This window comes from Streptomyces griseiscabiei, assembly GCF_020010925.1.
GTDB classification, from domain to species: Bacteria; Actinomycetota; Actinomycetes; order Streptomycetales; family Streptomycetaceae; genus Streptomyces; species Streptomyces griseiscabiei.
The window spans coordinates 914,832-937,024 of sequence record NZ_JAGJBZ010000002.1 but is presented as its reverse complement, the minus strand read 5'-3'; the positions used below and the strand labels follow the sequence as shown (position 1 = coordinate 937,024).

The 22,193-nt window shown below is 72.6% G+C and carries 21 protein-coding genes; 7 read left to right on the top strand and 14 right to left on the bottom strand.

What is annotated here, in order from left to right; translation table 11 throughout:
• The first annotated feature begins 107 nt into the window (after window positions 1-107).
• The 3 genes from J8M51_RS21595 (at window position 108) to J8M51_RS21590 (ending at window position 2,609) form a co-directional block, all read left to right on the top strand.
• Entirely contained in the window at window positions 108-1,802 is a 1,695-nt protein-coding gene (locus J8M51_RS21595; protein ID WP_267299398.1) for an FAD-dependent monooxygenase, read from the top strand.
• A 139-nt stretch (window positions 1,803-1,941) separates the two neighbouring features.
• On the top strand, window positions 1,942-1,989 hold the full coding sequence (locus J8M51_RS46290; protein ID WP_309506048.1) for a hypothetical protein: 48 nt from the start codon (window positions 1,942-1,944) through the stop codon (window positions 1,987-1,989).
• Between the two features lie 80 nt (window positions 1,990-2,069).
• On the top strand, window positions 2,070-2,609 hold the full coding sequence (locus tag J8M51_RS21590; RefSeq protein ID WP_216590842.1) for a cupin domain-containing protein: 540 nt from the start codon (window positions 2,070-2,072) through the stop codon (window positions 2,607-2,609).
• Between the two features lie 302 nt (window positions 2,610-2,911).
• Here the strand turns inward: J8M51_RS21590 and recX are convergent, their stop codons facing one another.
• From recX to J8M51_RS21570, 4 genes are all read right to left on the bottom strand, one after another.
• Window positions 2,912-3,733, bottom strand: a complete 822-nt coding sequence (recX, locus tag J8M51_RS21585; protein WP_086765099.1) for a recombination regulator RecX — start codon at window positions 3,731-3,733, stop codon at window positions 2,912-2,914.
• A 3-nt stretch (window positions 3,734-3,736) separates the two neighbouring features.
• Entirely contained in the window at window positions 3,737-4,864 is a 1,128-nt protein-coding gene (gene recA, locus J8M51_RS21580) for a recombinase RecA (RefSeq protein ID WP_086765096.1), read from the bottom strand.
• Between the two features lie 295 nt (window positions 4,865-5,159).
• Complete coding sequence (locus J8M51_RS21575; RefSeq protein WP_267299696.1) at window positions 5,160-6,371, bottom strand: AI-2E family transporter; 1,212 nt, start codon at window positions 6,369-6,371, stop codon at window positions 5,160-5,162.
• 208 nt (window positions 6,372-6,579) lie between these two features.
• Entirely contained in the window at window positions 6,580-6,774 is a 195-nt protein-coding gene (locus J8M51_RS21570) for a DUF3046 domain-containing protein (protein ID WP_086761684.1), read from the bottom strand.
• A 79-nt stretch (window positions 6,775-6,853) separates the two neighbouring features.
• On the opposite strand from J8M51_RS21570, the gene J8M51_RS21565 reads away from it, so the two are divergent.
• Window positions 6,854-7,798 carry a hypothetical protein gene (locus J8M51_RS21565; protein WP_086761682.1) on the top strand — a complete coding sequence of 315 codons (945 nt, stop codon included), beginning with the start codon at window positions 6,854-6,856 and terminating at the stop codon, window positions 7,796-7,798.
• Between the two features lie 57 nt (window positions 7,799-7,855).
• On the opposite strand, the gene J8M51_RS21560 is transcribed toward J8M51_RS21565, so the two are convergent.
• The 3 genes from J8M51_RS21560 to J8M51_RS21550 form a co-directional block, all read right to left on the bottom strand.
• The gene (locus J8M51_RS21560) at window positions 7,856-8,164 is read right to left on the bottom strand and encodes an AzlD domain-containing protein (RefSeq protein WP_216590845.1); all 309 of its coding nucleotides are present in this window, start codon (window positions 8,162-8,164) and stop codon (window positions 7,856-7,858) included.
• Window positions 8,161-9,018 carry an AzlC family ABC transporter permease gene (locus tag J8M51_RS21555; protein WP_256966113.1) on the bottom strand — a complete coding sequence of 286 codons (858 nt, stop codon included), beginning with the start codon at window positions 9,016-9,018 and terminating at the stop codon, window positions 8,161-8,163. Before J8M51_RS21555 ends, J8M51_RS21560 begins: the two co-directional genes overlap by 4 nt.
• Before the next feature lie 72 nt (window positions 9,019-9,090).
• On the bottom strand, window positions 9,091-9,996 hold the full coding sequence (locus tag J8M51_RS21550) for an AraC family transcriptional regulator (RefSeq protein WP_267299397.1): 906 nt from the start codon (window positions 9,994-9,996) through the stop codon (window positions 9,091-9,093).
• 199 nt (window positions 9,997-10,195) lie between these two features.
• Here J8M51_RS21550 and J8M51_RS21545 point away from each other — a divergent pair, with 199 nt between their 5' ends.
• The 3 genes from J8M51_RS21545 (at window position 10,196) to J8M51_RS21535 (ending at window position 16,697) form a co-directional block, all read left to right on the top strand.
• A complete protein-coding gene (locus J8M51_RS21545) occupies window positions 10,196-14,941 on the top strand; it encodes an ATP-dependent helicase (RefSeq protein ID WP_267299396.1) in 4,746 nt (1,581 codons plus the stop codon).
• Between the two features lie 104 nt (window positions 14,942-15,045).
• Entirely contained in the window at window positions 15,046-15,900 is an 855-nt protein-coding gene (locus J8M51_RS21540; RefSeq protein ID WP_267299395.1) for an Fpg/Nei family DNA glycosylase, read from the top strand.
• A gap of 32 nt (window positions 15,901-15,932) precedes the next feature.
• Entirely contained in the window at window positions 15,933-16,697 is a 765-nt protein-coding gene (locus J8M51_RS21535; RefSeq protein WP_267299394.1) for an SDR family NAD(P)-dependent oxidoreductase, read from the top strand.
• Here J8M51_RS21535 and J8M51_RS21530 read toward each other — a convergent pair.
• From J8M51_RS21530 to J8M51_RS21500, 7 genes are all read right to left on the bottom strand, one after another.
• Entirely contained in the window at window positions 16,645-16,938 is a 294-nt protein-coding gene (locus tag J8M51_RS21530; protein WP_267299393.1) for a hypothetical protein, read from the bottom strand. The genes J8M51_RS21535 and J8M51_RS21530 overlap by 53 nt on opposite strands.
• A 187-nt stretch (window positions 16,939-17,125) precedes the next feature.
• Window positions 17,126-17,596: a Dps family protein gene (locus J8M51_RS21525; protein WP_267299695.1), complete on the bottom strand. Its 471-nt coding sequence runs from the start codon at window positions 17,594-17,596 to the stop codon at window positions 17,126-17,128.
• Between the two features lie 192 nt (window positions 17,597-17,788).
• Window positions 17,789-18,166, bottom strand: coding sequence for a helix-turn-helix domain-containing protein (locus tag J8M51_RS21520; protein WP_005481441.1), 378 nt, complete (start codon window positions 18,164-18,166; stop codon window positions 17,789-17,791).
• A gap of 109 nt (window positions 18,167-18,275) precedes the next feature.
• A complete protein-coding gene (locus tag J8M51_RS21515; RefSeq protein ID WP_267299392.1) occupies window positions 18,276-18,821 on the bottom strand; it encodes a CinA family protein in 546 nt (181 codons plus the stop codon).
• Complete coding sequence (gene pgsA / locus J8M51_RS21510; protein ID WP_216590802.1) at window positions 18,818-19,564, bottom strand: CDP-diacylglycerol--glycerol-3-phosphate 3-phosphatidyltransferase; 747 nt, start codon at window positions 19,562-19,564, stop codon at window positions 18,818-18,820. The genes J8M51_RS21515 and pgsA overlap by 4 nt, the downstream gene beginning before the upstream one ends.
• A complete protein-coding gene (gene rimO, locus J8M51_RS21505; RefSeq protein ID WP_216590803.1) occupies window positions 19,561-21,042 on the bottom strand; it encodes a 30S ribosomal protein S12 methylthiotransferase RimO in 1,482 nt (493 codons plus the stop codon). Before rimO ends, pgsA begins: the two co-directional genes overlap by 4 nt.
• Before the next feature lie 124 nt (window positions 21,043-21,166).
• Window positions 21,167-22,030, bottom strand: coding sequence for a helix-turn-helix domain-containing protein (locus J8M51_RS21500; protein ID WP_267299391.1), 864 nt, complete (start codon window positions 22,028-22,030; stop codon window positions 21,167-21,169).
• Window positions 22,031-22,193: the final 163 nt, after the last annotated feature.

The following is a 22,193-nucleotide window of genomic DNA, read 5'->3' as shown; positions in this document are numbered from 1 at the left end:
CAAGCACCGGCAATGGGTTGCATACGTTCTGTGATCGTGCACCCTGCTCCAACTTCCTGTTCACCCACGTCCGCCGGGACGTCACGTCGGGCGGGGGGCGCCGCGCCGTGGACCCGGTGATCATCGTCGGAGCGGGGCCCGTGGGGCTCACGCTCGCCCTCGCGCTGGCGCGCCAGGAGGTGCCGTCCGTGGTCCTCGACGAGGGACCGGGCAAGGACGAGCAGCGACTCGCGCGGACGGTGGTGCTGAACGAGGACACGGCCGCCCTGCTGGAACGATTGTCCGGCGTCCCCCTCTCCCCGGCCGGCTGCCGCTGGACCGGATGGCGGTCGATGCGGCGCAAGCAGGTGATGCGTCAGGTCCGCTTCGGCGAAACCGACTTCGACGAGTCGGAGGTCCCGCCCAGGGACGGGGCGAAGGGCGTCCGCGGCGGCCCCGAGGACCTCGTCGAGGGCTCCGCCGACCTCCCCCCGCTGCACATCGCGCAGCATGTCCTGACCGCCGCGCTCCGCGAGGCCATCGCCGGCGAACGGCTCGTCAAGGTCGCCGTGGAGAGCCGTCTCGACGCGATCGAGCAGGAGAAGTCCGGCGTCACGGCCCACACCCGCGGCCCCAAGAGCACCTGGTGGCGCGGCAGTTACCTGGTCGGCTGCGACGGCCCGCGCTCGACGGTCCGCAAGCTCCAGGACATCCGCTTCCCCGGCCGTACGGCGGTGGAACGGCACGCCGTGGCGGCCCTGCGCGCCGAACTCCCCTGGCCCGGCGAAGCGTTGCTGCACCGTATGCCGCCGTGGCGCACGGCGGGCCCGTCCGGCGGGGAGATCACCGCGCGGCCTCTCGACGGGGGCGTCTGGCGCCTGGACTGGCTGCTGCCGCCGGGCAAGGACCTCGTCACGCCCGAACTCCTCGTGGCCCGCGTCCGCGAGACCCTCGCCGGCTGGACGGGCGGCTCCACGCCCCCGTACGACCTGCTGGACACCGGCGTCCACATCGTGCACCACCGGCTCGCCCGGCGGTGGCGGGTCGGCCGGGTCTTCCTCGCCGGTGACGCCGCGCACCTGCTCGGGGCGCTCGGCACCCAGGGACTCGACGAAGGACTGCGGGACGCCGACAACCTCGCCTGGAAACTGGCGCTGGCCTGGCACCACGGCCCGCACGAGGCCCTGCTCGACAGCTACCAGACGGAGCGGCGCGCGGTCGTCGCCACCCGATTGCGCGCCGCCGACCAGGTACTTCCTCTGCTGCGCGGTGGCAAGGGCCTGCGCGCGTACGTCCCCGGCTCGTCCCGGGGCCATGACGCGCTGCTCAGCGACGGCCATCTGGGGCGCGGAGCGCTGGGCGCGCCGGGGGCGTACGCCGACTCCCCGCTGATGCCTCCACCCGCCGCCGCAGAGACTCCGGTCGACACCCCGCCGGGCTCCCAGGTCGTGGATGTGGAGGTGACCGCGGAGGACGGCACCTTCGTACCGCTGCGGGACCGGCTCGGGCGCGGGGCGCTGCTGGTGGTGCTGATCGCGCCGGGGACGGGGGTGTGGGAGCGCAAGCACTGGATGAGCGCCGGGCTGATGCCGCGCCTCGCCGCCGCCGTCGCCGCGCTGCCGCACCCGGCCGAACTGCTGGTCGCGGAGGCCTACCCGGGCGCGGGCGCGCACACCGTCCTCCTCGTCCGCCCCGACGGCTACCTCGTCACCGCCCTGAGCGGCGTACGCCCCGCCGACCTGTACACGGCGGCGGCAGCGGCGCTGGGCGGGGTGGAGCAGCGGTCCGAGGCGACCGGGGCGGCGGCCTCGGGCTCGCGCTGACGGCTCTGGCCGGTCGGCCGAAACGCCCTCGTGACCGTCACTGTGTCCACATAGTGACGGTCAGTTGACCCCTCCGCGCGGTCATGGTCTACTCCGGTCCGTGACCGACACCTCTACGCGCCTGTGGCGGAGGGTCCATATGGACCTCGTCCGCTACGCGGGCTGCGTGTGTCGTCCGTCCTGCTGACTTCGCATCCCTCTTCTTCCGCGCGCGCCGCCTCCGTGCCATCGCGTGCCCCCGAGCGAACGCACTTCAGGACGGTACCCGTGTCTGTGTCCCCCGTTGTTCCCGCCGCCTCCGCGTCGGCCGCCTCCGCCCCCACGCAGGCGGAACTGCTCGACTTCGCCCGTCGCGCCGCCGCCGACGCCGAGCTGATCGCCTCGCTCCCCCTCGACCCCGAGGGCCGCACCTGGGTGCGGCTCGAAGGCCCCGGCGGCAGCGAGGCCTGGCTCATCGGCTGGCCGCCCGGGACCGGAACCGGCTGGCACGACCACGCCGACTCGGTGGGCGCCTTCGTCACCGCGGCGGGCGAGCTCAAGGAGTACTCGCTCGCCGCCCGGCTGCCCACCGACGGCTGGAAGACCCTCGAACTCAACGAAGGCGTCGACCGCGAGCGGCGGTTGTCCGCCGGCAAGGGCCGCTCCTTCGGACGCCACCATGTGCACGAGGTGCTCAACGAGTCCACCGAGGAGCACGCGATCTCCGTCCACGCCTACTACCCGCCCCTCCCCCGCATCCGCCGCTTCAGCCGCACGGGACAGGTGCTGCGCCTGGAACACGTGGAGCGCCCGTCCGACTGGCAGTGAGCCTGCGGCAGGCCACAGACGGCCCCGCACCCCGGCGGGACGGAGAGAGTCACCGGCGGACCAGCGGACTCCAGGTCGCCGCCCCCGGGCCCGGGCGGCGCCAGGCCCCCTGAACTCCGCCGAAGCCCGGCCCCCTCACCCCTGTCCGTGCCGCTCGGCGGCTCCCGGGCGCCGTCATCCGGCAGGGGCTCCTGTCTCCCGCCCTCATCCCCCCGCTTTCCAGCCCTCTCGCTCGTCCCCGCAACCGTCCCCGCGCTCGTCCCCCTCGGCTCGGCGCCCGCCGGCTCTCGGCGGCGGCCGACTCAGTACCCGTCGTCCTCCAGCCCGTCCGTGTCCTCCCCCTCCTCCTCCAGCGCCTGCCGAACCACTCGCAGGGCCATGCCCTCGGAGTAGCCCTTGCGGGCGAGCATTCCGGCGAGCCGGCGGAGGCGCTTCTCCCGGTCGAGTCCCCGCGTGGAGCGCAGCTTGCGGGCGACCAGCTCGCGCGCCGTGCTCTCCTCCTGTTCGGAGTCGAGCTGGGAGACGGCCTCGTCGATCAGTGTCGAGTCGACGCCCTTGGTACGCAGCTCCCGGGCGAGGGCCCGCCGCGCCAGGCCCCGGCCGTGGTGCCGGGACTCCACCCAGGCGTCCGCGAACGCGCCGTCGTTGATCAGCCCGACCTCCTCGAACCGCGACAGCACCTCGTCCGCCACGTCCTCGGGGATCTCGCGCTTGCGCAGGGCGTCCGCGAGTTGCTTGCGGGTGCGCGGGGTCCCGGTGAGCAGGCGCAGACAGATCGCGCGCGCCCGCTCAGCCGGGTCCCCTGAGGACTCGCCTTTCTCGGCCCTCGACGAGAAAGACGAACCCCCGTCCTGCGGCCCCCCGTCGTCCGGGCCGTCGCCCGACTCCCCGAAGCCACGCCTTCTGCCGCCCCGACGTCCCCGCCCGCCACGCCTGTCACCACCCGTGCCACCCGGGCCGCCCGTACCACCCGTGCCGTACGACGGTGTCTCGTCGTCGTACGGTCCGAAGCCGTACCTGTGCCCGTCCGCAGCGGATCCTCCCGGGCCGCCGGTGCCTCCGTGCCCCCGGTCCCCGGGGGTACCGGGGTGTGCGTACTCGCCCCAGTCCGTTCTGCGTGTCACGGACTAGCTCTTCGCCGCCGCGGCCTTGGTCTTGGCGGGGGCCTTGGCAGCGGCCGGGGCGGGCACCGCCTTCGCGGCGTCGTCCGTGGCCGGGGACGAGGCATCCGCGCCCGGCTCGGCGGAGGGCTCCTCGGGGCGCACACCGACGCCCAGCTTCTCCTTGATCTTCTTCTCGATCTCGTTGGCGAGATCGGGGTTGTCCTTCAGGAAGTTACGGGCGTTCTCCTTGCCCTGGCCGAGCTGGTCGCCCTCGTACGTGTACCAGGCACCCGCCTTGCGGACGAAGCCGTGCTCCACACCCATGTCGATCAGACCGCCCTCGCGGCTGATGCCCTGGCCGTAGAGGATGTCGAACTCGGCCTGCTTGAAGGGCGGCGCGACCTTGTTCTTGACGACCTTGACACGGGTGCGGTTGCCGACGGCGTCGGTGCCGTCCTTGAGTGTCTCGATACGACGGATGTCGAGACGCACCGAGGCGTAGAACTTCAGCGCGCGGCCACCGGTCGTGGTCTCCGGGGAGCCGAACATCACGCCGATCTTCTCGCGGAGCTGGTTGATGAAGATCGCGGTGGTCTTGGACTGGTTGAGCGCGCTGGTGATCTTCCGCAGGGCCTGGCTCATCAGACGGGCCTGCAGACCCACGTGACTGTCGCCCATCTCGCCCTCGATCTCCGCACGCGGGACGAGCGCGGCGACGGAGTCGATGACGATGAGGTCGAGGGCACCGGAGCGGACCAGCATGTCCACGATCTCCAGGGCCTGCTCGCCGTTGTCCGGCTGCGACAGGATCAGGTTGTCGATGTCGACACCGAGCTTCTTCGCGTACTCGGGGTCGAGGGCGTGCTCGGCGTCCACGAAGGCCACCTGGCCGCCGGCCTTCTGCGCGTTCGCCACCGCGTGCAGGGTCAGGGTCGTCTTGCCGGAGGACTCCGGGCCGTACACCTCCACCACTCGGCCGCGCGGCAGACCGCCGACACCGAGGGCGACGTCGAGGGCGGTCGACCCGGTGGGGATGACCTCGATGGGCTCGTTCGGCCGCTCGCCGAGGCGCATCACCGCGCCCTTGCCGAACTGCCGTTCAATCTGTGCGAGCGCGGCGTCGAGCGCCTTCTCGCGGTCGGTTCCTGCCATGGGTTCCACCCGGTTTGCTTGAGTCGATCGCTTCACGTGAAAGACGCTAACGCCTGCCACTGACAATGGGCCCCGACGCCCGCCCGGCCTGTGGATAACTCGGGCACTTCTCCACGAAAACCCTGCCGAACTCCTCTCGAACTCCGGCCGAGGGCCTCACCAGAGCCTCCATGAGAATGGATGTTCGATTTTAGTGTCAAGCGACACCACGGGACATCCGGAGGACTTCCACGATCGGGTCCCACGCGCCGCACGGTCCACACCCGGCGGGCCGGCCCCGTCCCGCGACCGCGCGCTACGAGGATCCGCCATCGGGCCCGGAGCCTGAGCCGTTCTCGGGCCCGGCACCGCCCTCGGGGCCCGGTCCGTCCCCGGCCCCCCGGCCCCGCCGCCGGTCGACCGTCCGCTCCAGCCGCTCCCACGCCCGGGCGAGGAGGTTGCCCGTGCCGCGTCTGCGGTGCCCGTGCACCCGGGGGTCGTCCGTGACGTCGTACCGCTTCACGTACGCCCCGAGGAATGCCTGCAAGGTGGCAATGGCCGGGATGGCGATGAGCGCTCCCACCGCGCCGAGGAGCGCGGTGCCCGCGATGACCGACCCGAAGGCGACGGCCGGGTGGATGTCCACCGTCTTGGCGGTCAGCTTGGGCTGCAGCACGTAGTTCTCGAACTGCTGGTACAGGACCACGAACACCAGGACCCACAGCGCGTACCAGGGGTTGACGGTGAAGGCGATCAGCATGGGCAGGGCACCCGCCAGATAGGTGCCGATCGTGGGGATGAACTGCGAGACCAGCCCGACCCACACCGCGAGCGCGGGCGCGTAGGGCACGTCGAGGTACTCCAGCAGGATGTAGTGCGCGACACCGGAGATCAGCGCCATCAGACCGCGGGAGTACAGATATCCGCCGGTCTTGTCGACGGCGATCTCCCACGCGCGCAGCACCTCGGCCTGCTTGGCGGGCGGCAGCACGGAGCACAGCGCGCGCCGCAGCCGCGGCCCGTCGGCGGCGAAGTAGAACGAGAACAGCGCGATCGTCAGCAGCTGGAACAGGCCGCCCAGCACCTGCGCGGAGACGTCGAGCACACCCGTGGCGCTGTTCTGCACGTACTTCTGCAGCCAGTCGGAGCGCAGCAGCCCCTCCTGGATGTCGACCCGCTTCAGTTCCGTGTGGAAGCTCGTGTTGATCCAGCTGATGACGGAGTCGAGATACGCCGGGAAGTCCTCGACCATCTTGATGATCTGGCCGGCGAGCATCGACCCGAGCAGGGTGACGAACCCGGCGGCCCCGATCAGCGTGATCAGGAAGACCAGGAAGGTGGCGAACCCCCTGCGCAACCCCTTGGAGGCCATCCAGCTCACCGCGGGCTCGATCGCGAGCGCCAGGAAGAACGCGATGAGGATGTTGACCAGCAGCCCGATGAGCTGATGGAACGCCCAACTGCCCAGCTGGAACACGGCGACGAGGGAGAGCGCGAGCACCATCGCGCGCGGCAGCCAGCGGGGCATGCGGCCGTTCGGCACGGCACCGGGCCCCGGGGCGGCCGGGGGGCCGGGGGGCGGTGCCGTGCCGGACGGGGACGCCGGGTGGTCGAACCGCTCGGTCTCGTCTCTGGGTGCCACGGACCAAGTCTCGCCCACGCCACCGACAATCAGTCGCCGCCCCCGGATCTTCCGGTCCAACTACCGGCGTCCACGCGATGAAGTCCCGGACTTTTCAGCGGTTTTCGGCCGGTACGCCCATGGTCGTGCACACCACGCGCCAGATGTCCTTGGCCTCCCAGCCGGCGTCCAGCGCCTCGTGCACCGTCCGCTCGCCGAGGCCGGACATCACATGATCGCGCGCGAAGGTGTCGGCGTACCCCTCACCGAAGTGATCCGCCATCCGCTGCCAGAAGACCGTCAACCGCATGAGTCCAGTATCCCGCCCCAGGGGGTGGGCCTGGCCGGGACCGCTTGCCGATACCGCTTTCCGCCCTACGGTCGGAACCATGGCCGAAACCGGAGCATCCCCACTCCCCTCGTCGTCCCCGGCGCACACCCCGCTGGCTCGCGCCGAACAGTTCGTCTGGCTCACCGCGCGCGTGCTGGAGCAGCGCCGCTTCGCGTACCACTTCCTGGACGGGAGCGCCGACGCGGTGGAGACCGCGCTGGCCGCCTACCGCAACACCGACGAGGGGTACGGCCACGCGCTCGAACCCGATCTGCGCGGTCCCGTGAGCCAGCCGCTGCACACCGGGCACGCGCTGCGCGTCCTGGACTCGATCGGGCGCTGCGGCGGACAGCGGGTGGAGCGCGTGTGCCGCTATCTGACGTCGGTGTCGACCCCGGACGGCGCGCTTCCCGCGGTCCACCCCGCCCAACGCGGCTATCCGGCGGCCCCGTTCGTGCCGATCGTCGACGACCCGCCCAGCGATCTGCTGGCCACCGGGCCCGTGGTGGGCCTGCTGCACCGCAACCAGGTGTGGCACGCGTGGCTGTTCCGGGCCACCGACTTCTGCTGGCAGGCCGTCGAGTCCCTGGAGAAGTCGCACCCCTACGAGATCCACGCCGCCGTGGCGTTCCTGGAGTCCGTGCCCGACCGCCCGCGCGCGCAGGCGGCCGCCGACCGGCTGGGCCGCCTGGTGCGCGAACACCGGCTGGCCACGCTCGATCCGGGGCGCCCGAACGACTACCCCGTGTCCGACGGTTACGCGCCGGGCGAGCACCACTACCCGCACGACTTCGCGCACACCCCCGAGTCCCTCGCGCGCGCGTGGTTCACCGACGAGGAGATCTCCCGCTCCCTCGACTTCCTGGCAGGCGAGCAGACGGAGGACGGCGGCTGGCCGATCCGCTGGCGCCAGTGGGCTCCGAGCACCGCCATGGAGAGCCGCCCGATCGTGACGATCGAGGCGCTGCGGACGTTGCGGGCGTACGGCCGCCCGATCGACTGAGGCCGATCGGCCGGCCGTCACGCGCGCGTGGCGGCCGGCGGCGGAGTAGGCCCGACGTCAGCCCGTCAGCGCCCGCACCCCCGCCGTGACCACCACCGCCGCGGCCACGACAGCCAGGAAGGGCGCACGCAGGAGCAACGCCACGCCGGCCGCGGCGAGCCCCGCCGCCCTCGCGTCCAGCACCAGCTCGTGCCCGTCGGCGAACGTCTGCTGGGCCGTGAGGGCGGCCAGCAGCGCCACGGGCAGCAGGGCGGCGAGCCGCCGCACGAGCGGGCGCTCCAGGACGCCCTCCGGGACCGACAGGCCGATGAGCTTGACGGCGTAGCAGCCGACGGCGGTGACACCGATCGCGATCCAGACGTTCATCGCCCCTCCTCGCCCTCTCCGGCTTCTCCGGACTCTCCAAACTTTCTGAACTTTCCGGACTCTCCGAACTTTCCGGACTCTCGGTCGTCCCTCCGGCCGTCGGCCCGCCCATCACCGTCCGGCCGCTTGTCCGCCGCCCCGCGACGCCCCTCCGCCCAGAGGACGACCGGAGCGGCCACCCCGGCGACGAGGACCGGGACTCCGGCGGGCAGTACGGGCAGCAGTCCGAGCCCCAGGACGACGGCGATGCCCGCCACGGCCCGCTCCGCGGTGGTCCGCAGCATCGGCGCGAGGAGGGCCAGGAAGACGGCGGGCCCCGCCGCGTCGAGCCCCCAGGCGCCGGTGTCGCCGATGGCCTCGGCCCCGAGCGCGCCGAGCAGCGTGGTGAGGTTCCACAGCACATAGAGGCTGAGGCCGGTCACGGTGAAGCCGAGGCGGGCGGCACGTCGCGTGGGCTGGCCGAGCGCGACGACCGTGGTCTCGTCGATGACCCACTGGGCGGCGAACGGCCGCACCGCGCGCGGGAGGGCCAGCAACTGGGAGAGACGCAGCCCGTAGAACGCGTTGCGCACGCCCAGGAAGAAGGCCCCGGCCGCCGCCGTGAACGGGTTGCCGCCGGCCGCGAGCGCGCCCACCAGGGCGAACTGGGAGGCCCCGGTGAACACCAGGAGGCTCAGCGCGCAGGTCTGCAGCAGACTCAGCCCGCTGCCGGCCGAGGTCACCCCGAAGGCGAAGCCGGACAGTCCGACCGCCACCCCGACCCCCAGGGCGTCCCGGACAACGGCTCCGTCGGGTTTCGTACCGCCGCCGTCATGTGTCTCCGCGGTCTCCACGAGACCTGTCTGTTCAGTCACCACGCCGTGGACGGTACGAGCAGCCGCACTTCTGGGTCTTGTACGTTCTTGCGCCCCCACACGCCGCCCTCGCTACCCGCGTGCGCCGCCCGCGCGCCCACTCACGTCCCCCTCCCCCTCGCCCACGCCCGTCCCCGCCCGGCCGTCACCGGATCCGTCCAGACGTTCCCGCTGGTACGCCCCCGGCGGCACGCCCACGATCCGGCTGAAGTGACGGTTGAGGTGCGGCTGGTCCGTGAAGCCGACGGCGACGGCGGCTTCGGCGGGAGCCGTGCCCGTGTCGAGCAGAGCGCGGGCCCGGCGGACCCGGGCGTCGGTCAGCCAGGTGTGCGGCGGCATGCCGTAGGCCGTACGGAAGGCCCGCAGCAGGGCGAAGGGGCTGGTGCCGAGGTCGGCGGCGAGCCGCTCCAGGGTCGGGGGGTCTGCCATCCGTTCCTCGAGCACGGCACGCGCGCGTGCCGCGACGGGGCCGCCGGCCGTGCGGACGGCACGCTGGGGCAGTGGTCCGCCGTTCAGCCGCAGCAGACGGGTCACGGCCACCCGCAGCAGCGTGTCCGCGGCCAGCGCGTTGCCCTCGTCGACGGCCCGCAGCACCTGATGGACGAGGCCCGCCGCGTACGGGTCCTCCAGCACGGGGGTCACGAAGCCGGGAGTGCCGCGGATCGTGGTGGTCTCGGCGGCGATCTCGGCCACCACGTCCCGCGACGGGTAGACCGCGCCGTACCGCCAGCCCTCGGGTACACCGGCCCGGCCGGTGTGCGGGGTGTCGGGGTTGACCAGGGCGAGGGTGCCCGGGCCCGCGTACTGATCGGCGCCGCCGTGGTGGAACACCTCGACGCCGTCGGCGATGGCCGCGATGACGAAGTTCTCGTGGGTGTGCCGCACGAACCTCTTCTCGACATAGCTCGCCCGCAGCAGATCGACACCGGGCAGCTCCGCGTACCGCCAGTGCCTCGCCCGCTCCGCCGAACCCGCCATGCCTCCATTCTGCGTCCACCGGCGAACGGCCGAGACCGGCCGGCCTCCGGCTCCCCGGCCTCCCGCGCCCTCGGCCCCCACCCCGGCCCCGGCCCCCGCCCCGACGCCCGCCTCCCCTCCCCCTTCCCCCTCCCCTCCCCTCCCCGAACCGTCTCCGCAGGTCCGGGCCGTTGTCAGTGGTCGGGTGCAGGATGGGGGCATGGTCAGCTCCGCAGATCGGGCCCTCGACGGCTTCTCCCCCGCGACCCGCGGCTGGTTCACGGGGGCCTTCTCCGCGCCCACCGCGGCCCAGGCCGGTGCGTGGCGGGCGATCGGCGAGGGCTCGGACGTGCTGGTGGTCGCCCCGACCGGCTCCGGCAAGACGCTGGCCGCGTTCCTCGCCGCGCTGGACCAGCTGACGTCGACCCCGCCCCCGGCCGACCCGAGGAAGCGCTGCCGGGTGTTGTACGTGTCTCCGCTGAAAGCGCTCGCGGTGGACGTGGAGCGGAACCTGCGCAGTCCGCTGACCGGTATCCGCCAGGAATCGGTGCGGCTGGGGCTGCCCGAGCCCGAGGTGAAGGTGGGCATCCGCTCCGGCGACACCCCGCCCGCCGAGCGCCGCGCCCTGGCCACCCGCCCGCCGGACATCCTGATCACCACCCCCGAGTCGCTGTTCCTGATGCTGACGTCGGCCACACGCGACGCGCTCACCGGCGTGGAGACGGTGATCCTGGACGAGGTGCACGCGGTCGCGGGCACCAAGCGCGGCGCCCATCTCGCCCTCACCCTGGAGCGGCTCGACGAGCTGCTGCCGAGGCCGGCCCGCCGCATCGGCCTGTCCGCCACCGTGCGCCCCGTCGACGAGGTCGCGCGCTATCTCTCCCCCCACCGCCGGGTGGAGATCGTCCAGCCCCCGTCCGGCAAGGAGTTCGACCTCTCCGTCGTCGTACCGGTGGAGGACCTGGGCGAGCTGGGCGGCTCCCCGGCCACCGACGGCAACGAGGGCGCGGAACGTCCGTCGATCTGGCCGCACGTCGAGGAGCGGATCGCCGACCTCGTCCAGGCCCACCGTTCCACGATCGTGTTCGCCAACTCCCGCCGCCTCGCCGAGCGGCTGTGCAACCGGCTGAACGAGATCGCGTACGAGCGGGCCACCGGCGTACCGCTGGACGAGCACCACGCCCCGGCGGAGCTGATGGGCGGCTCGGGCGCGGCCCAGGGAGCGCCCCCCGTCCTCGCCCGCGCCCACCACGGCTCGGTCTCCAAGGAGCAGCGCGCCCTGGTCGAGGAGGACCTGAAGGCGGGCCGACTGCCGGCCGTGGTCGCCACCTCCAGTCTCGAACTGGGCATCGACATGGGAGCGGTGGACCTCGTCGTCCAGGTGGAGTCACCGCCCTCGGTCGCCTCCGGCCTGCAGCGTGTGGGCCGCGCGGGGCATCAGGTGGGCGCGGTCTCCACGGGTGTGGTGTTCCCCAAGTACCGCGGCGATCTGGTCCAGTCGGCCGTGGTCACCGAGCGGATGCGCAGCGGCTCCATCGAGTCCCTGCGGGTCCCGGGCAACCCCCTGGACGTCCTGGCGCAGCAGATCGTCGCGATGACCTCGATGGACACATGGCAGTTCGACGACCTCCTCGCCACCGTCCGGCGCGCCGCCCCCTTCGCCGCGCTCCCCGAGTCCGCGTTCACGGCCGTCCTCGACATGCTCGCGGGCCGCTATCCGTCCGACGCCTTCGCGGAGCTGCGCCCGCGCGTGGTGTGGGACCGCGTCGCGGGCACGATCACCGGACGGCCGGGCGCCCAGCGCCTCGCGGTCACCTCCGGGGGCACGATCCCGGACCGCGGCCTCTTCGGCGTCTTCCTCGCGGGCTCCGACCCCAAGAAGGGCGGCGGCCGGGTCGGCGAGCTGGACGAGGAGATGGTGTACGAGTCCCGGGTCGGCGATGTCTTCACCCTGGGCACCAGCTCCTGGCGCATCGAGGACATCACCCGTGACCGGGTGCTGGTCTCCCCCGCGCCCGGCGTCCCGGGCCGGCTGCCGTTCTGGAAGGGCGACCAGCTCGGCCGCCCCCTCGAACTGGGCCGTGCGGTCGGCGCGTTCCTGCGCGAGGTGGGCGCCCTGTCCCCGGAGGACGCGAGGCTGCGGCTGCTGGCCGCCGGGCTGGACGCCTGGGCCGCGGACAATGTCCTGTCCTATCTGGCCGAACAGCGCGAGGCCTGCGGCCATGTCCCCGACGACCGCACGATCGTCGTCGAACGCTTCCGCGACGAGCTGGGCGACTGGCGGATCGTCGTCCACTCCCCCTTCGGCGCCCAGGTCCACGCCCCCTGGGCCCTCGCCCTCGGCGCGAGGCTCTCCGAGCGGTACGGCATGGAGGCCCAGGCCATGCACGCCGACGACGGCATCGTGCTGCGCCTGCCCGACGCCGATCTGATGGGCCTGGACCTCCTCGACATGGAGCCCGTGAAGGCGGGCACGGAGTACGACACCGAGCAGGCCCCGGTCGGCGCGGCGGACGTCGCCTTCGACAAGGGCGAGGTCGACCAGATCGTCACCGACCAGGTGGGCGGCTCGGCGCTGTTCGCGTCCCGCTTCCGCGAGTGCGCCGCCCGTGCGCTCCTGCTCCCCCGCCGCAGCCCCGGCAAGCGCACGCCTCTGTGGCAGCAGCGTCAGCGCGCGGCGCAGCTCCTCCAGGTCGCGAGCGAGTTCGGTTCCTTCCCGATCGTCCTGGAGGCGGTCCGCGAGTGCCTCCAGGACGTCTTCGACGTCCCGGGCCTCACCGAGCTGATGGGCGACATCGAGTCCCGCAAGGTCCGCCTCGTCGAGGTCACCACCCCCGAGCCCTCCCCCTTCGCCCGCTCCCTCCTCTTCGGCTATGTCGCCCAGTTCCTGTACGAGGGCGACTCCCCGCTCGCCGAGCGCCGGGCCGCCGCCCTGTCGCTGGACTCCCGGCTGCTGGCGGAGCTGCTGGGCCAGGCGGAGCTGCGGGAGCTGCTCGACGCCGAGGTGCTGACCGAGCTGGAGCGGGAGCTGCGGTGGCTCACCGAGGACCGCCGCGTCAAGGACGCCGAAGGCGTCGCCGACCTGCTCCGGCTCCTCGGCCCGCTCACGGACGCCGAGTTGGCCGAGCGCGGCGCCGAGCCGCAGTGGGCGCCGGAGCTGTCCGGGACCCGCCGTGCCATCCGGGTCCGGATCGCCGGCACCGACCACTGGGCGGCGATCGAGGACGCGGGCCGGCTGCGCGACGCGCTCGGCACTGCCCTGCCCGTCGGTGTCCCGGAGGCCTTCACCGAGCCGGTGAGGGACCCCCTGGGTGACCTCCTGGCCCGGTACGCCCGTACGCACGGCCCGTTCACCTCGGCCACGGCCGCCGCCCGCTTCGGCCTCGGCGTGGCCGTCACGGACGGCGCCCTCCACCGCCTGGCGGCGAGCGGCCGTGTCGTCCAGGGCGAGTTCCACCCGGCGGGCATCGGCCAGGAATGGTGCGACGCGGCCGTGCTGCGCCGGCTGCGACGCCGCTCGCTGGCGGCTCTGCGGCATGAGCTGGAGCCGGTGCCGCCCGCCGCGCTCGCGCAGTTCCTGCCGCAGTGGCAGCACGTCGGCGGCGGCCACGGGCTGCGCGGTGTCGACGGACTGGTCCGCGCGATCGAACAGCTGCAGGGAGCCTCGGTCCCCGCCTCCGCCCTGGAGAAGCTGGTCCTGCCCTCCCGGGTCGCCCACTACAACCCGGCGATGCTCGACGAACTCACCGCGGCGGGCGAGGTCGTCTGGGCCGGCGCCGGCGCCCTCCCCGGCAAGGACGGCTGGGTCTCCCTGTATCTGGCGGACTCGGCCCCGCTCCTCCTCCCGCCCGCGCACCCGCTGGAGCCGACGGCGCTGCACGAGTCGGTCCTGAGCGCCCTCTCCGGCGGCTACGGCCTGTTCTTCCGCCAGATCGCCGACCAGGTCCGCGCGACCACCCACCCCGACGCCACCGATCCCCAACTGGCCGACGCCGTCTGGGATCTGGCCTGGTCCGGCCGGCTCACCAACGACACCCTCGCCCCCATGCGCTCCCTCCTCGGCTCGGGCCGCACCGCGGGCTCCACCGCCCACCGCGCCAAGCGCACGATCCCGCGCGGCCGGTACGGCTCCCTGACCGCCGCCGCGCGCCCCCAGTCCCGTACGGGCCCGCCCACGGTCGCCGGCCGCTGGTCCCTGCTGCCCGCCCACGAGCCCGACCCCACCGTCCGCGCCCACGCCCGGGCCCGCACCCTCCTCGACCGCCACGGCGTGGTGACCCGGGGCGCGGTGGGAGCGGAAGGCGTCGAGGGCGGCTTCTCCGCGGTCTACCGCGTCCTGTCCGTCTTCGAGGAGAGCGGCCAGGCCCGCCGCGGCTATGTCGTCGAGGGCCTGGGAGCCGCCCAGTTCGCGATGGACGGCGCCGTGGACCGCCTCCGCGCGGTGTCCACCGCCCGCGACCGCGACGAGCCCCTACCCGCCCCCACCCCGACCGGCTTCCCGGACGGCCCCGGCACGCCCCGGGCCCCCTGGGACGGCTCTCCCGGCCCCGTCGCCTCCTCTCGTCCCGCCCCCTCCCCCCGAGCCGTGGTCCTGGCCGCCGCCGACCCCGCGAACGCCTACGGGGCCGCCCTCCCCTGGCCCGAACCGCCCACCGAGGCCGGACACAAACCGGGCCGCAAGGCGGGCTCCCTCGTCGTCCTGGTCGACGGCGAGCTGACCCTCTACATGGAGCGCGGCGGCAAGACCCTGCTGGCCTGGCCCGCCGACCCGGAAGCCCGCCCCTTGGACGACCCCCGCCTCCGCCCGGCCGCCGAAGCCCTCTCCGCGGCGGCCCGCGCGGGCTCCCTCGGCACCGTCACCGTCGAACGCGTCAACGGCACCTCGGCCCTCACCTCCCCCCACGGCCCCCTCCTGGAAGGCGCGGGCTTCATCGCCACCCCGCGCGGCCTCCGTATCCGAGCATGAGTCACGGAAGGACCCGCAGCCGCACCCGCACCCGCACGACAACCGCCCGCCCCGCCCCATCAGCCGCCCACCCCCACCACCCCCCAACGTGCCACCCTTGACCCATGCCCGAAGGCGACACCGTCTGGCAGACGGCGAGGCGACTCCACACCGCCCTCGCCGGCAAGGTCCTGTCCCGCTCCGACCTGCGCGTCCCGAAATACGCCACGGCCGACCTCACCGGCCGTACCGTCCTGGACGTCACCCCCCGCGGCAAACACCTCCTCACCCGCATCGAAGGCGGCCTGACCCTCCACTCCCATCTCCGGATGGACGGCTCCTGGAAGGTGTACGGCAACGACGAGCGCTGGCGCGGCGGCCCCGCCCACCAGATCCGCGCGATCCTCGGCACCGCCGACCGCACGGCCGTCGGCTACCGCCTCCCCGTACTGGAGCTGATCCGCACCACCGACGAACACCGGGCCGTGGGCCACCTCGGCCCCGACCTGCTCGGCCCGGACTGGGACCCCGACCGGGCCCTGACGAACCTCCTGAGCGACCCCGTGCGCCCCCTCGGCGAGGCCCTGCTCGACCAGCGCAATCTCGCCGGCGTCGGCAATGTCTACAAGAGCGAACTCTGCTTCCTGCTCCAGGTCACTCCGTGGCTGCCGGTCGGCGCCCTCCCCGAGGACACCGCCGCCCGGCTGCCCGCCCTCGCCAAGAAGCTCCTCGAAGCCAACCGTGACCGCCCGGTCCGCAGCACGACGGGCCACCGCCACCACGACCTGTTCGTGTACGGCCGAGCCCGCCGCCCCTGTCTGCGCTGCCACACCCCCGTCCGCGCGGCCGACCAGGGCGACGGCTCGCGCGCACGCCCCACCTACTGGTGCCCCACCTGCCAGCCGGGCCCGGCGCCAAATCCCGGAACCCCGGGAACACCCCGCCCGAACCCGGGAGTTCAACGCCGCACACCCAATTGACGGACCGTCAGAAACGCTCGTACCGTCGCCTCATGCCCATCCCGGCGTACGACCTCACCGGCCGCACCGCGTTCGTCACCGGCGCCGCGAGCGGTATCGGCCGCGCGTCGGCCGTCCTGCTCGCCGAGGCGGGCGCGACGGTGCACTGCGCGGACCGCGACGCGCAGGGCCTGCACGAGACGGCGACCCTGATCAAGGCCGGCAACGGCACCGCGCACACCCACCACCTCGACGTGACCGACCGGACCCAGCTCACAAGGGCGGTGGCGGCCTGCGAACAGCTGCACGTGATGGCGGCGATCGCCGGCATCATGCACAGCAGCCCGGTCCTGGAGACCCGCGACGAGGACCTGGAACGGGTATGGAACGTCAACTTCAAAGGCGTTCTCCACGCCTGCCAGGAGGCGGCCCGCCGGATGATCGCCGACGGGACGCGCGGCAGCATCGTCACCATGGCCTCCGGCGCCGTCGACACCGGCGGCCCGGGACTGCTCTGCTACGGCGTGACCAAGGCGGCGGTGGTCCAGCTGACGAAGACCCTGGCGACCGAGGCCGGCCCGCACGGCATCCGGGTCAACGCCGTGGCCCCGGGCTGGATCCGCACCCCCATGACCGACCGCAACGACGACGCGGCCCAGGCGCGCACGGAGTCGCTCATGGCCCGGCTCTCACCACTGAGCCGGGTCGGCGAGCCGGACGACATCGCCCACGCGGTGCTGCACCTCGCCTGCGACGCCTCGGCGTTCACGACGGGCCAGATCCTCCGCCCGAACGGCGGGGTGGCCATGCCCTGGTGACCGCGGCCCCCACCGCGCCCCCCGGAACAGGACCACCCCCCGCGCCCCCTGACGCGCCCCCCTGCCGTCCCGGCACCCGTCGCTTCGGCACGCAGTGGACAGGCAGGAGGCTGAGCCCCCACCCCCCTGCCGCGACCGCCCCCTCCACCGCGCCGGCGTCCGGCACCAACGCGAGTCGCAGCACACCCCACCACCACAGCGCACCGAGCCCCAGAGCCGCCCCCCAGCGAACTATTCGCATGGCCGCCACCTCCAAGGCCTCCGGGCCCCCAGAACGACGCTAGACGGCCCTCGTCACGGCCGGAGAGGGCGCACCACCGGCACAGGGACGCACGGCGCCCTCACAAGGACCGCGCCCACGGGGCACCCGATGCGCCCCGCAGCCACTCACCGCCGTCCTCACGCCCCCACCGGCCACCCGCGCCGCACTACCCGTTCTCGGCCTGGAACATCCAGTGGTGCTTCTCGAGGTCCGCCGTGATCTGGATGAAGATGTCCTGGCTCACCGGATCCGCCTCCGCGGTGCTCTCCACCCGCGCCCGCATCCGGGTGATCACCGCTCCCAGCGCCTCCACCAGCGTCCCCACCGCGTCCACGTCCTTGACCCAGCCGTCGGGCACCTTGCCGATTCCGCTGCTCCCGGACACCGTCCCGGCCCGCCCGTCGGGCGGGACACCCAGGGTGGAGGCGCGCTCGGCGACCGTGTCGGAGTGCAGCCGGGCGGTGTCCACGACCTCGTCGAGCTGCAGATGGACGGAGCGGAAGCGCGGCCCGACCACGTTCCAGTGGATCTGCTTGGCCACCAGAGACAGGTCGACGAGATCGACCAGGGCCCCTTGCAGCGCCTCGGCGACGGTCTTGAGATCGGCCTCGGACAACGGGCTCTTCACCACGTACATCGGCACGCTCCGGCTTCTTGAGACGTCCGTACGGCCTGCGTACGGCCACCAGACCACCATGACCGCACGCCGACACCCCGGCAAACGGGAGCCCCGGGCAGCACAAGAGCCCCGGCCGGCACCCCCAGGTCTCCCTGGAGGCCCCGGCCGGGGCTCCGCTTCGCTGCTAGCGCCTCACCATGTCCCGGCAGATCACGCCGCGACGACGTCCACCGCTTCGGCGGGCGCCTTGATCGTGACCCGCTCCGGTGGCACACCGGCCACCGAGACGGAGTTGAGCATCGGTCGACGCACTGGTGCTGGCACCGGCTCGGTGGCCGCTGCGGACTGGGCCAGCTCGGCAAGGGCGAGCTCGTCGCTCACTTCCCGCATGAGCTCGGACATCCGTACGTCCAGCGCGTCGCAAATGGCGGAGAGCAGCTCGGAGGATGCCTCCTTCTGCCCCCGCTCCACCTCGGAGAGATAGCCGAGTGAGACTCGGGCGGACGAGGAGACTTCGCGCAGAGTACGGCCCTGGCGCTGGCGCTGCCGACGCAGCACGTCACCCAGCAGGCGACGGAGCAGAATCATCGGTGGCTCCCTCCTCGGACCGCGTAGCCGCATCCTTCACGCCCCACCGTACCGCCTTGCGCTGCGGCCGTGCGGGGAGCGCTGTTGTGTTCACTCAGGGCTGCAAACATCAAGTCCCCCCGTTCTGTTCCGTATCCTGTGTCCGCTCATTCCCGGTCTGTTCGCCCGCAAGCTCCTGAAGAAGCAGTGCAAGTACGCTCCGTACACTCTCCATACGGATTTCCGTCCGGGAGCCGTTCAACCGCAACGACGACACTTTCCCGCCACCCGATACGCCGGAACCGGCTGTGGACGGCCCGGCGACGGCGACATGGACCGTGCCGACGGGCCGGCCGTCCTGGGGTTCCGGACCTGCGACGCCGGTGGTCGAAATTCCCCAGTCGGCGCCGAGCGCCTTGCGGACGCCGTCGGCCATCTCGGCCGCGACCTGCGGATCCACCGCTCCCCGCTGGTCCAGGAGAGTGGCGTCGACATCGAGCAACTGGTGCTTGAGGTCCGTGGCGTACGCGGTGACGGAGCCCCGGAAGACCTGGGAGGCGCCGGGGGTCGCGGTGATCTCGGCCGCGACCAGACCGCCGGTCAGCGACTCGGCGACGGCGAGCGTCTCACCCCTCACCATCAGTAGTCGCAGCACGTCGGCGGCCGTGGAATTCAACGCTCCGCTCCCTCCGCCGCGGCTTCGCGCTCGGCCGTTCCGCGTCGGCGCAGCACAATGGCCTGTCTCACATAGTCGATTCCGGTGACGACGGTCAGCACGACCGCCGCGGCCATCACCCACCACCTCAGAGTGGCCAGGGGCCCCTCCAGCACCAGGACGTACATCCCGACGGCGATGCCCTGGGTCAGGGTCTTCAGCTTGCCGCCGCGGCTCGCCGGGATGACTCCGTACCGGATGACGATGAAACGCAGGAGCGTGATCCCGAGTTCCCGGCCGAGGATGACTCCGGTGACCCACCACGGCAGATCGCCGAGGTAGGAGAGACAGATCAGCGCGGCACCCATGATCGCCTTGTCGGCTATGGGGTCGGCGATCTTCCCGAAGTCGGTGACGAGGTCGTAGGTCCGGGCCAGATGGCCGTCGAAGACGTCAGTGATCATGGCGACGGCGAAGGCGGCCCAGGCCCAGGCCCGCCAGACCGGGTCGTACCCGCCGTCCATGAGCATCAGCACCACGAAACCCGGCACGAGGACCAGACGGACCATGGTCAGGATGTTCGCGATGTTCCAGAGGCTGGCCTGGTTGACGGCGGCGGCTCCCAGCTTTCCGCCGCGCACGGGCCGCGCCTCCCCGGCATCGCTCGGGGCGGCGGTGTTCGGGGCACCGGTGGCGCCGGGGGCGCTCGTCGTGCCCTTGGCGCCGGAGGTGCCGCCCGCCGCGGATGCCGGGACTCCCGTCATCTGGCCGCCTCCTCAGTACACGCGAGGGAGCCGAGCGAGCCCGGAAGCACCTCGGCCACCAGGTCGACGCCTTCCGTGCCGACCACCTTCGCCTCGACCATAAGGCCGACGCTCAGGCCCTCGCCGCTCGTGAACAGCACCTGGCCGTCCGTCTCGGGCGCCTGGTGCGCACCGCGGCCGTACGCGCCCTCGTCGCCGTCGACCGACTCGACGAGCACCTGCACGGTCTGGCCGACGCGCTCCTCGGCACGCTGCGAGACCAGCTCCTCGGCCAGCCGCGAGACCCGCGCGAGGCGCTCGGCGACGACGTCCTCGGGCAGCTTGTTCTCGTACGTCGCCGCCTCGGTGCCCTCCTCGTCGGAGTAACCGAAGACACCGATGGCGTCCAGTCTCGCGCCGTTCAGGAAGCGCTCCAGCTCGGCGAGGTCGTCCTCGGTCTCGCCGGGGAAGCCCACGATGAAGTTGGACCGCACGCCGGCCTCGGGCGCCTTGCCGCGGATGGTGTCGAGCAGCTCCAGGAAGCGGTCGGTGTCGCCGAAGCGGCGCATCGAGCGCAGCACCGCCGGGGCGGAGTGCTGGAAGGAGAGGTCGAAGTAGGGCACGACCTTGGGGGTGGAGGTGAGCACGTCGATGAGGCCGGGCCGCATCTCGGCGGGCTGGAGGTAGCTGACGCGCACCCGCTCGATGCCGTCGACCTCGGCCAGCTCGGGCAGCAGGGACTCGAGGAGACGGATGTCGCCCAGGTCCTTGCCGTACGAGGTGTTGTTCTCGGAGACGAGCATCACCTCCTTGACGCCCTGCTCGGCCAGCCACCGCGTTTCGTTCAGCACGTCCGAGGGGCGGCGCGAGATGAAGGAGCCGCGGAAGGAGGGGATGGCGCAGAAGGAGCAGCGGCGGTCGCAGCCGGAGGCGAGCTTCACGGAGGCGACGGGCGAGCCGTCCAGCCTGCGGCGCAGCGGCGAACGCGGACCGGAAGCCGGAGCGAGGCCTTCCGGAAGATCGACGGGGGCGTGCCCGGGAAGCGCGACCTCGGCCGCGGACTCCTGGCGCTCGGCCGGGCTGATCGGCAGCAGCTTGCGCCGGTCGCGCGGGGTGTGCGAGGCGTGGATGCCGCCGTTCAGGATGGTCTGGAGGCGGTCGGAGATGTCCGCGTAGTCGTCGAAGCCGAGCACGCCGTCGGCCTCGGGCAGCGCTTCGGCCAGTTCCTTGCCGTACCGCTCGGCCATGCAGCCGACCGCCACGACGGCCTGGGTTCTGCCGTGACCCTTGAGGTCGTTGGCCTCCAGGAGCGCGTCGACGGAGTCCTTCTTGGCGGCTTCGACGAAGCCACAGGTGTTGACGACCGCGACGTCCGCTTCCTCGGCGTCCTCGACGAGCTCCCAGCCGTCCGCCTCCAAGCGGCCTGCGAGCTCCTCCGAGTCCACCTCGTTACGGGCGCAGCCAAGAGTGACGAGTGCGACGGTACGGCGTTCAGGCATGGGCTCAAGACTACTTCGTCCCACCGACAGCCCACGTCGACGGGGTTGGCCGATCTTGGCCAACCCCGTTTCCGCGTCTCCCTTTGAATCGTCCGTACATCCGTCGACCGGAGGTACGGAACACTCAGCCGACCTCCGGGTCGCCCTTCGTGTACGTCAGGCGTTCGACCTGGCCGGGCTGGAAGTCGTCCTTGATCTTCTTGCCGTTGACGTAGAGCTGGACGGCCCCGGCGTCGCCGAGGACGAGGTCGATCTTGGAGCCGTCCTGGAAGGTCTTGGACTCGCCCTGCTTGAGCAGGCCGTCCCACAGGAGCCGGCCGTTGTGGTCCTTGGCGGAGATCCAGCTCCGGCCGTCGGAGGCGCTGACCTGCACGGTCACCTTGTCGCGGGGCGCGGCGGCGATGGCGCTGTCGGTCGGGTCGGGCTTCGGGTCGGCGTCGGGCTTGTCGGCCTTGGGCGTGGGCGAGGCGGACTTGCTGGTGGTCGGCGTGGAGCCCTCGGCGACCTGGGTGGTGTCGCCGTCGTCGCCGTTGTCGAACGCCGTGAAGCCGACGAAGCCGATCACCGCGACGATCGCGGCGACCATGGCGGCGGTCCAGTTGGGGCCGCGCCGCTCGGGCCGGATGCGTTCCGCCTCGAACAGCGGGGCCGCCGGGGTCGGCGCGGGCCGTCCGCCGTGCGTCTCGGCGAACTGTTCGAGCAGCGGGGCGGGGTCGATGCGCACCGCGCGCGCGAGGGTGCGGAGGTGACCGCGCGCGTAGACGTCGCCACCGCAGGGTTCGAAGTCGTCCTGCTCGATCGCGTGCACGATGGCGATGCGGACCCGGGTGGCGTTGCTGACGTCGTCGACGGTCAGCCCGGCCGCGATGCGGGCCTGCTGGAGGGCACGGCCGATCGAGGGGCGTTCCGCCGAGCGTTCATCACGGTCGTCTTCGAACGGACGCTCGTCTTCGGGGAAGTTGCCGTCAGGGGAGTTGCCGATGGACACGGGGGCGCCTTTCGAGCGTGTAGCCACCTGTGCTGGAAGTTCAGTCTAGGGGGGGTACGAAAGGGTGGGGCAACCGGGCGGTGGGACTTTGTACGCCATCAGAATGGCCGGACATCCTGCTGGTGGTGAGGGTGGGGCACGGGGCTGTCCCCTCGTCCAACTT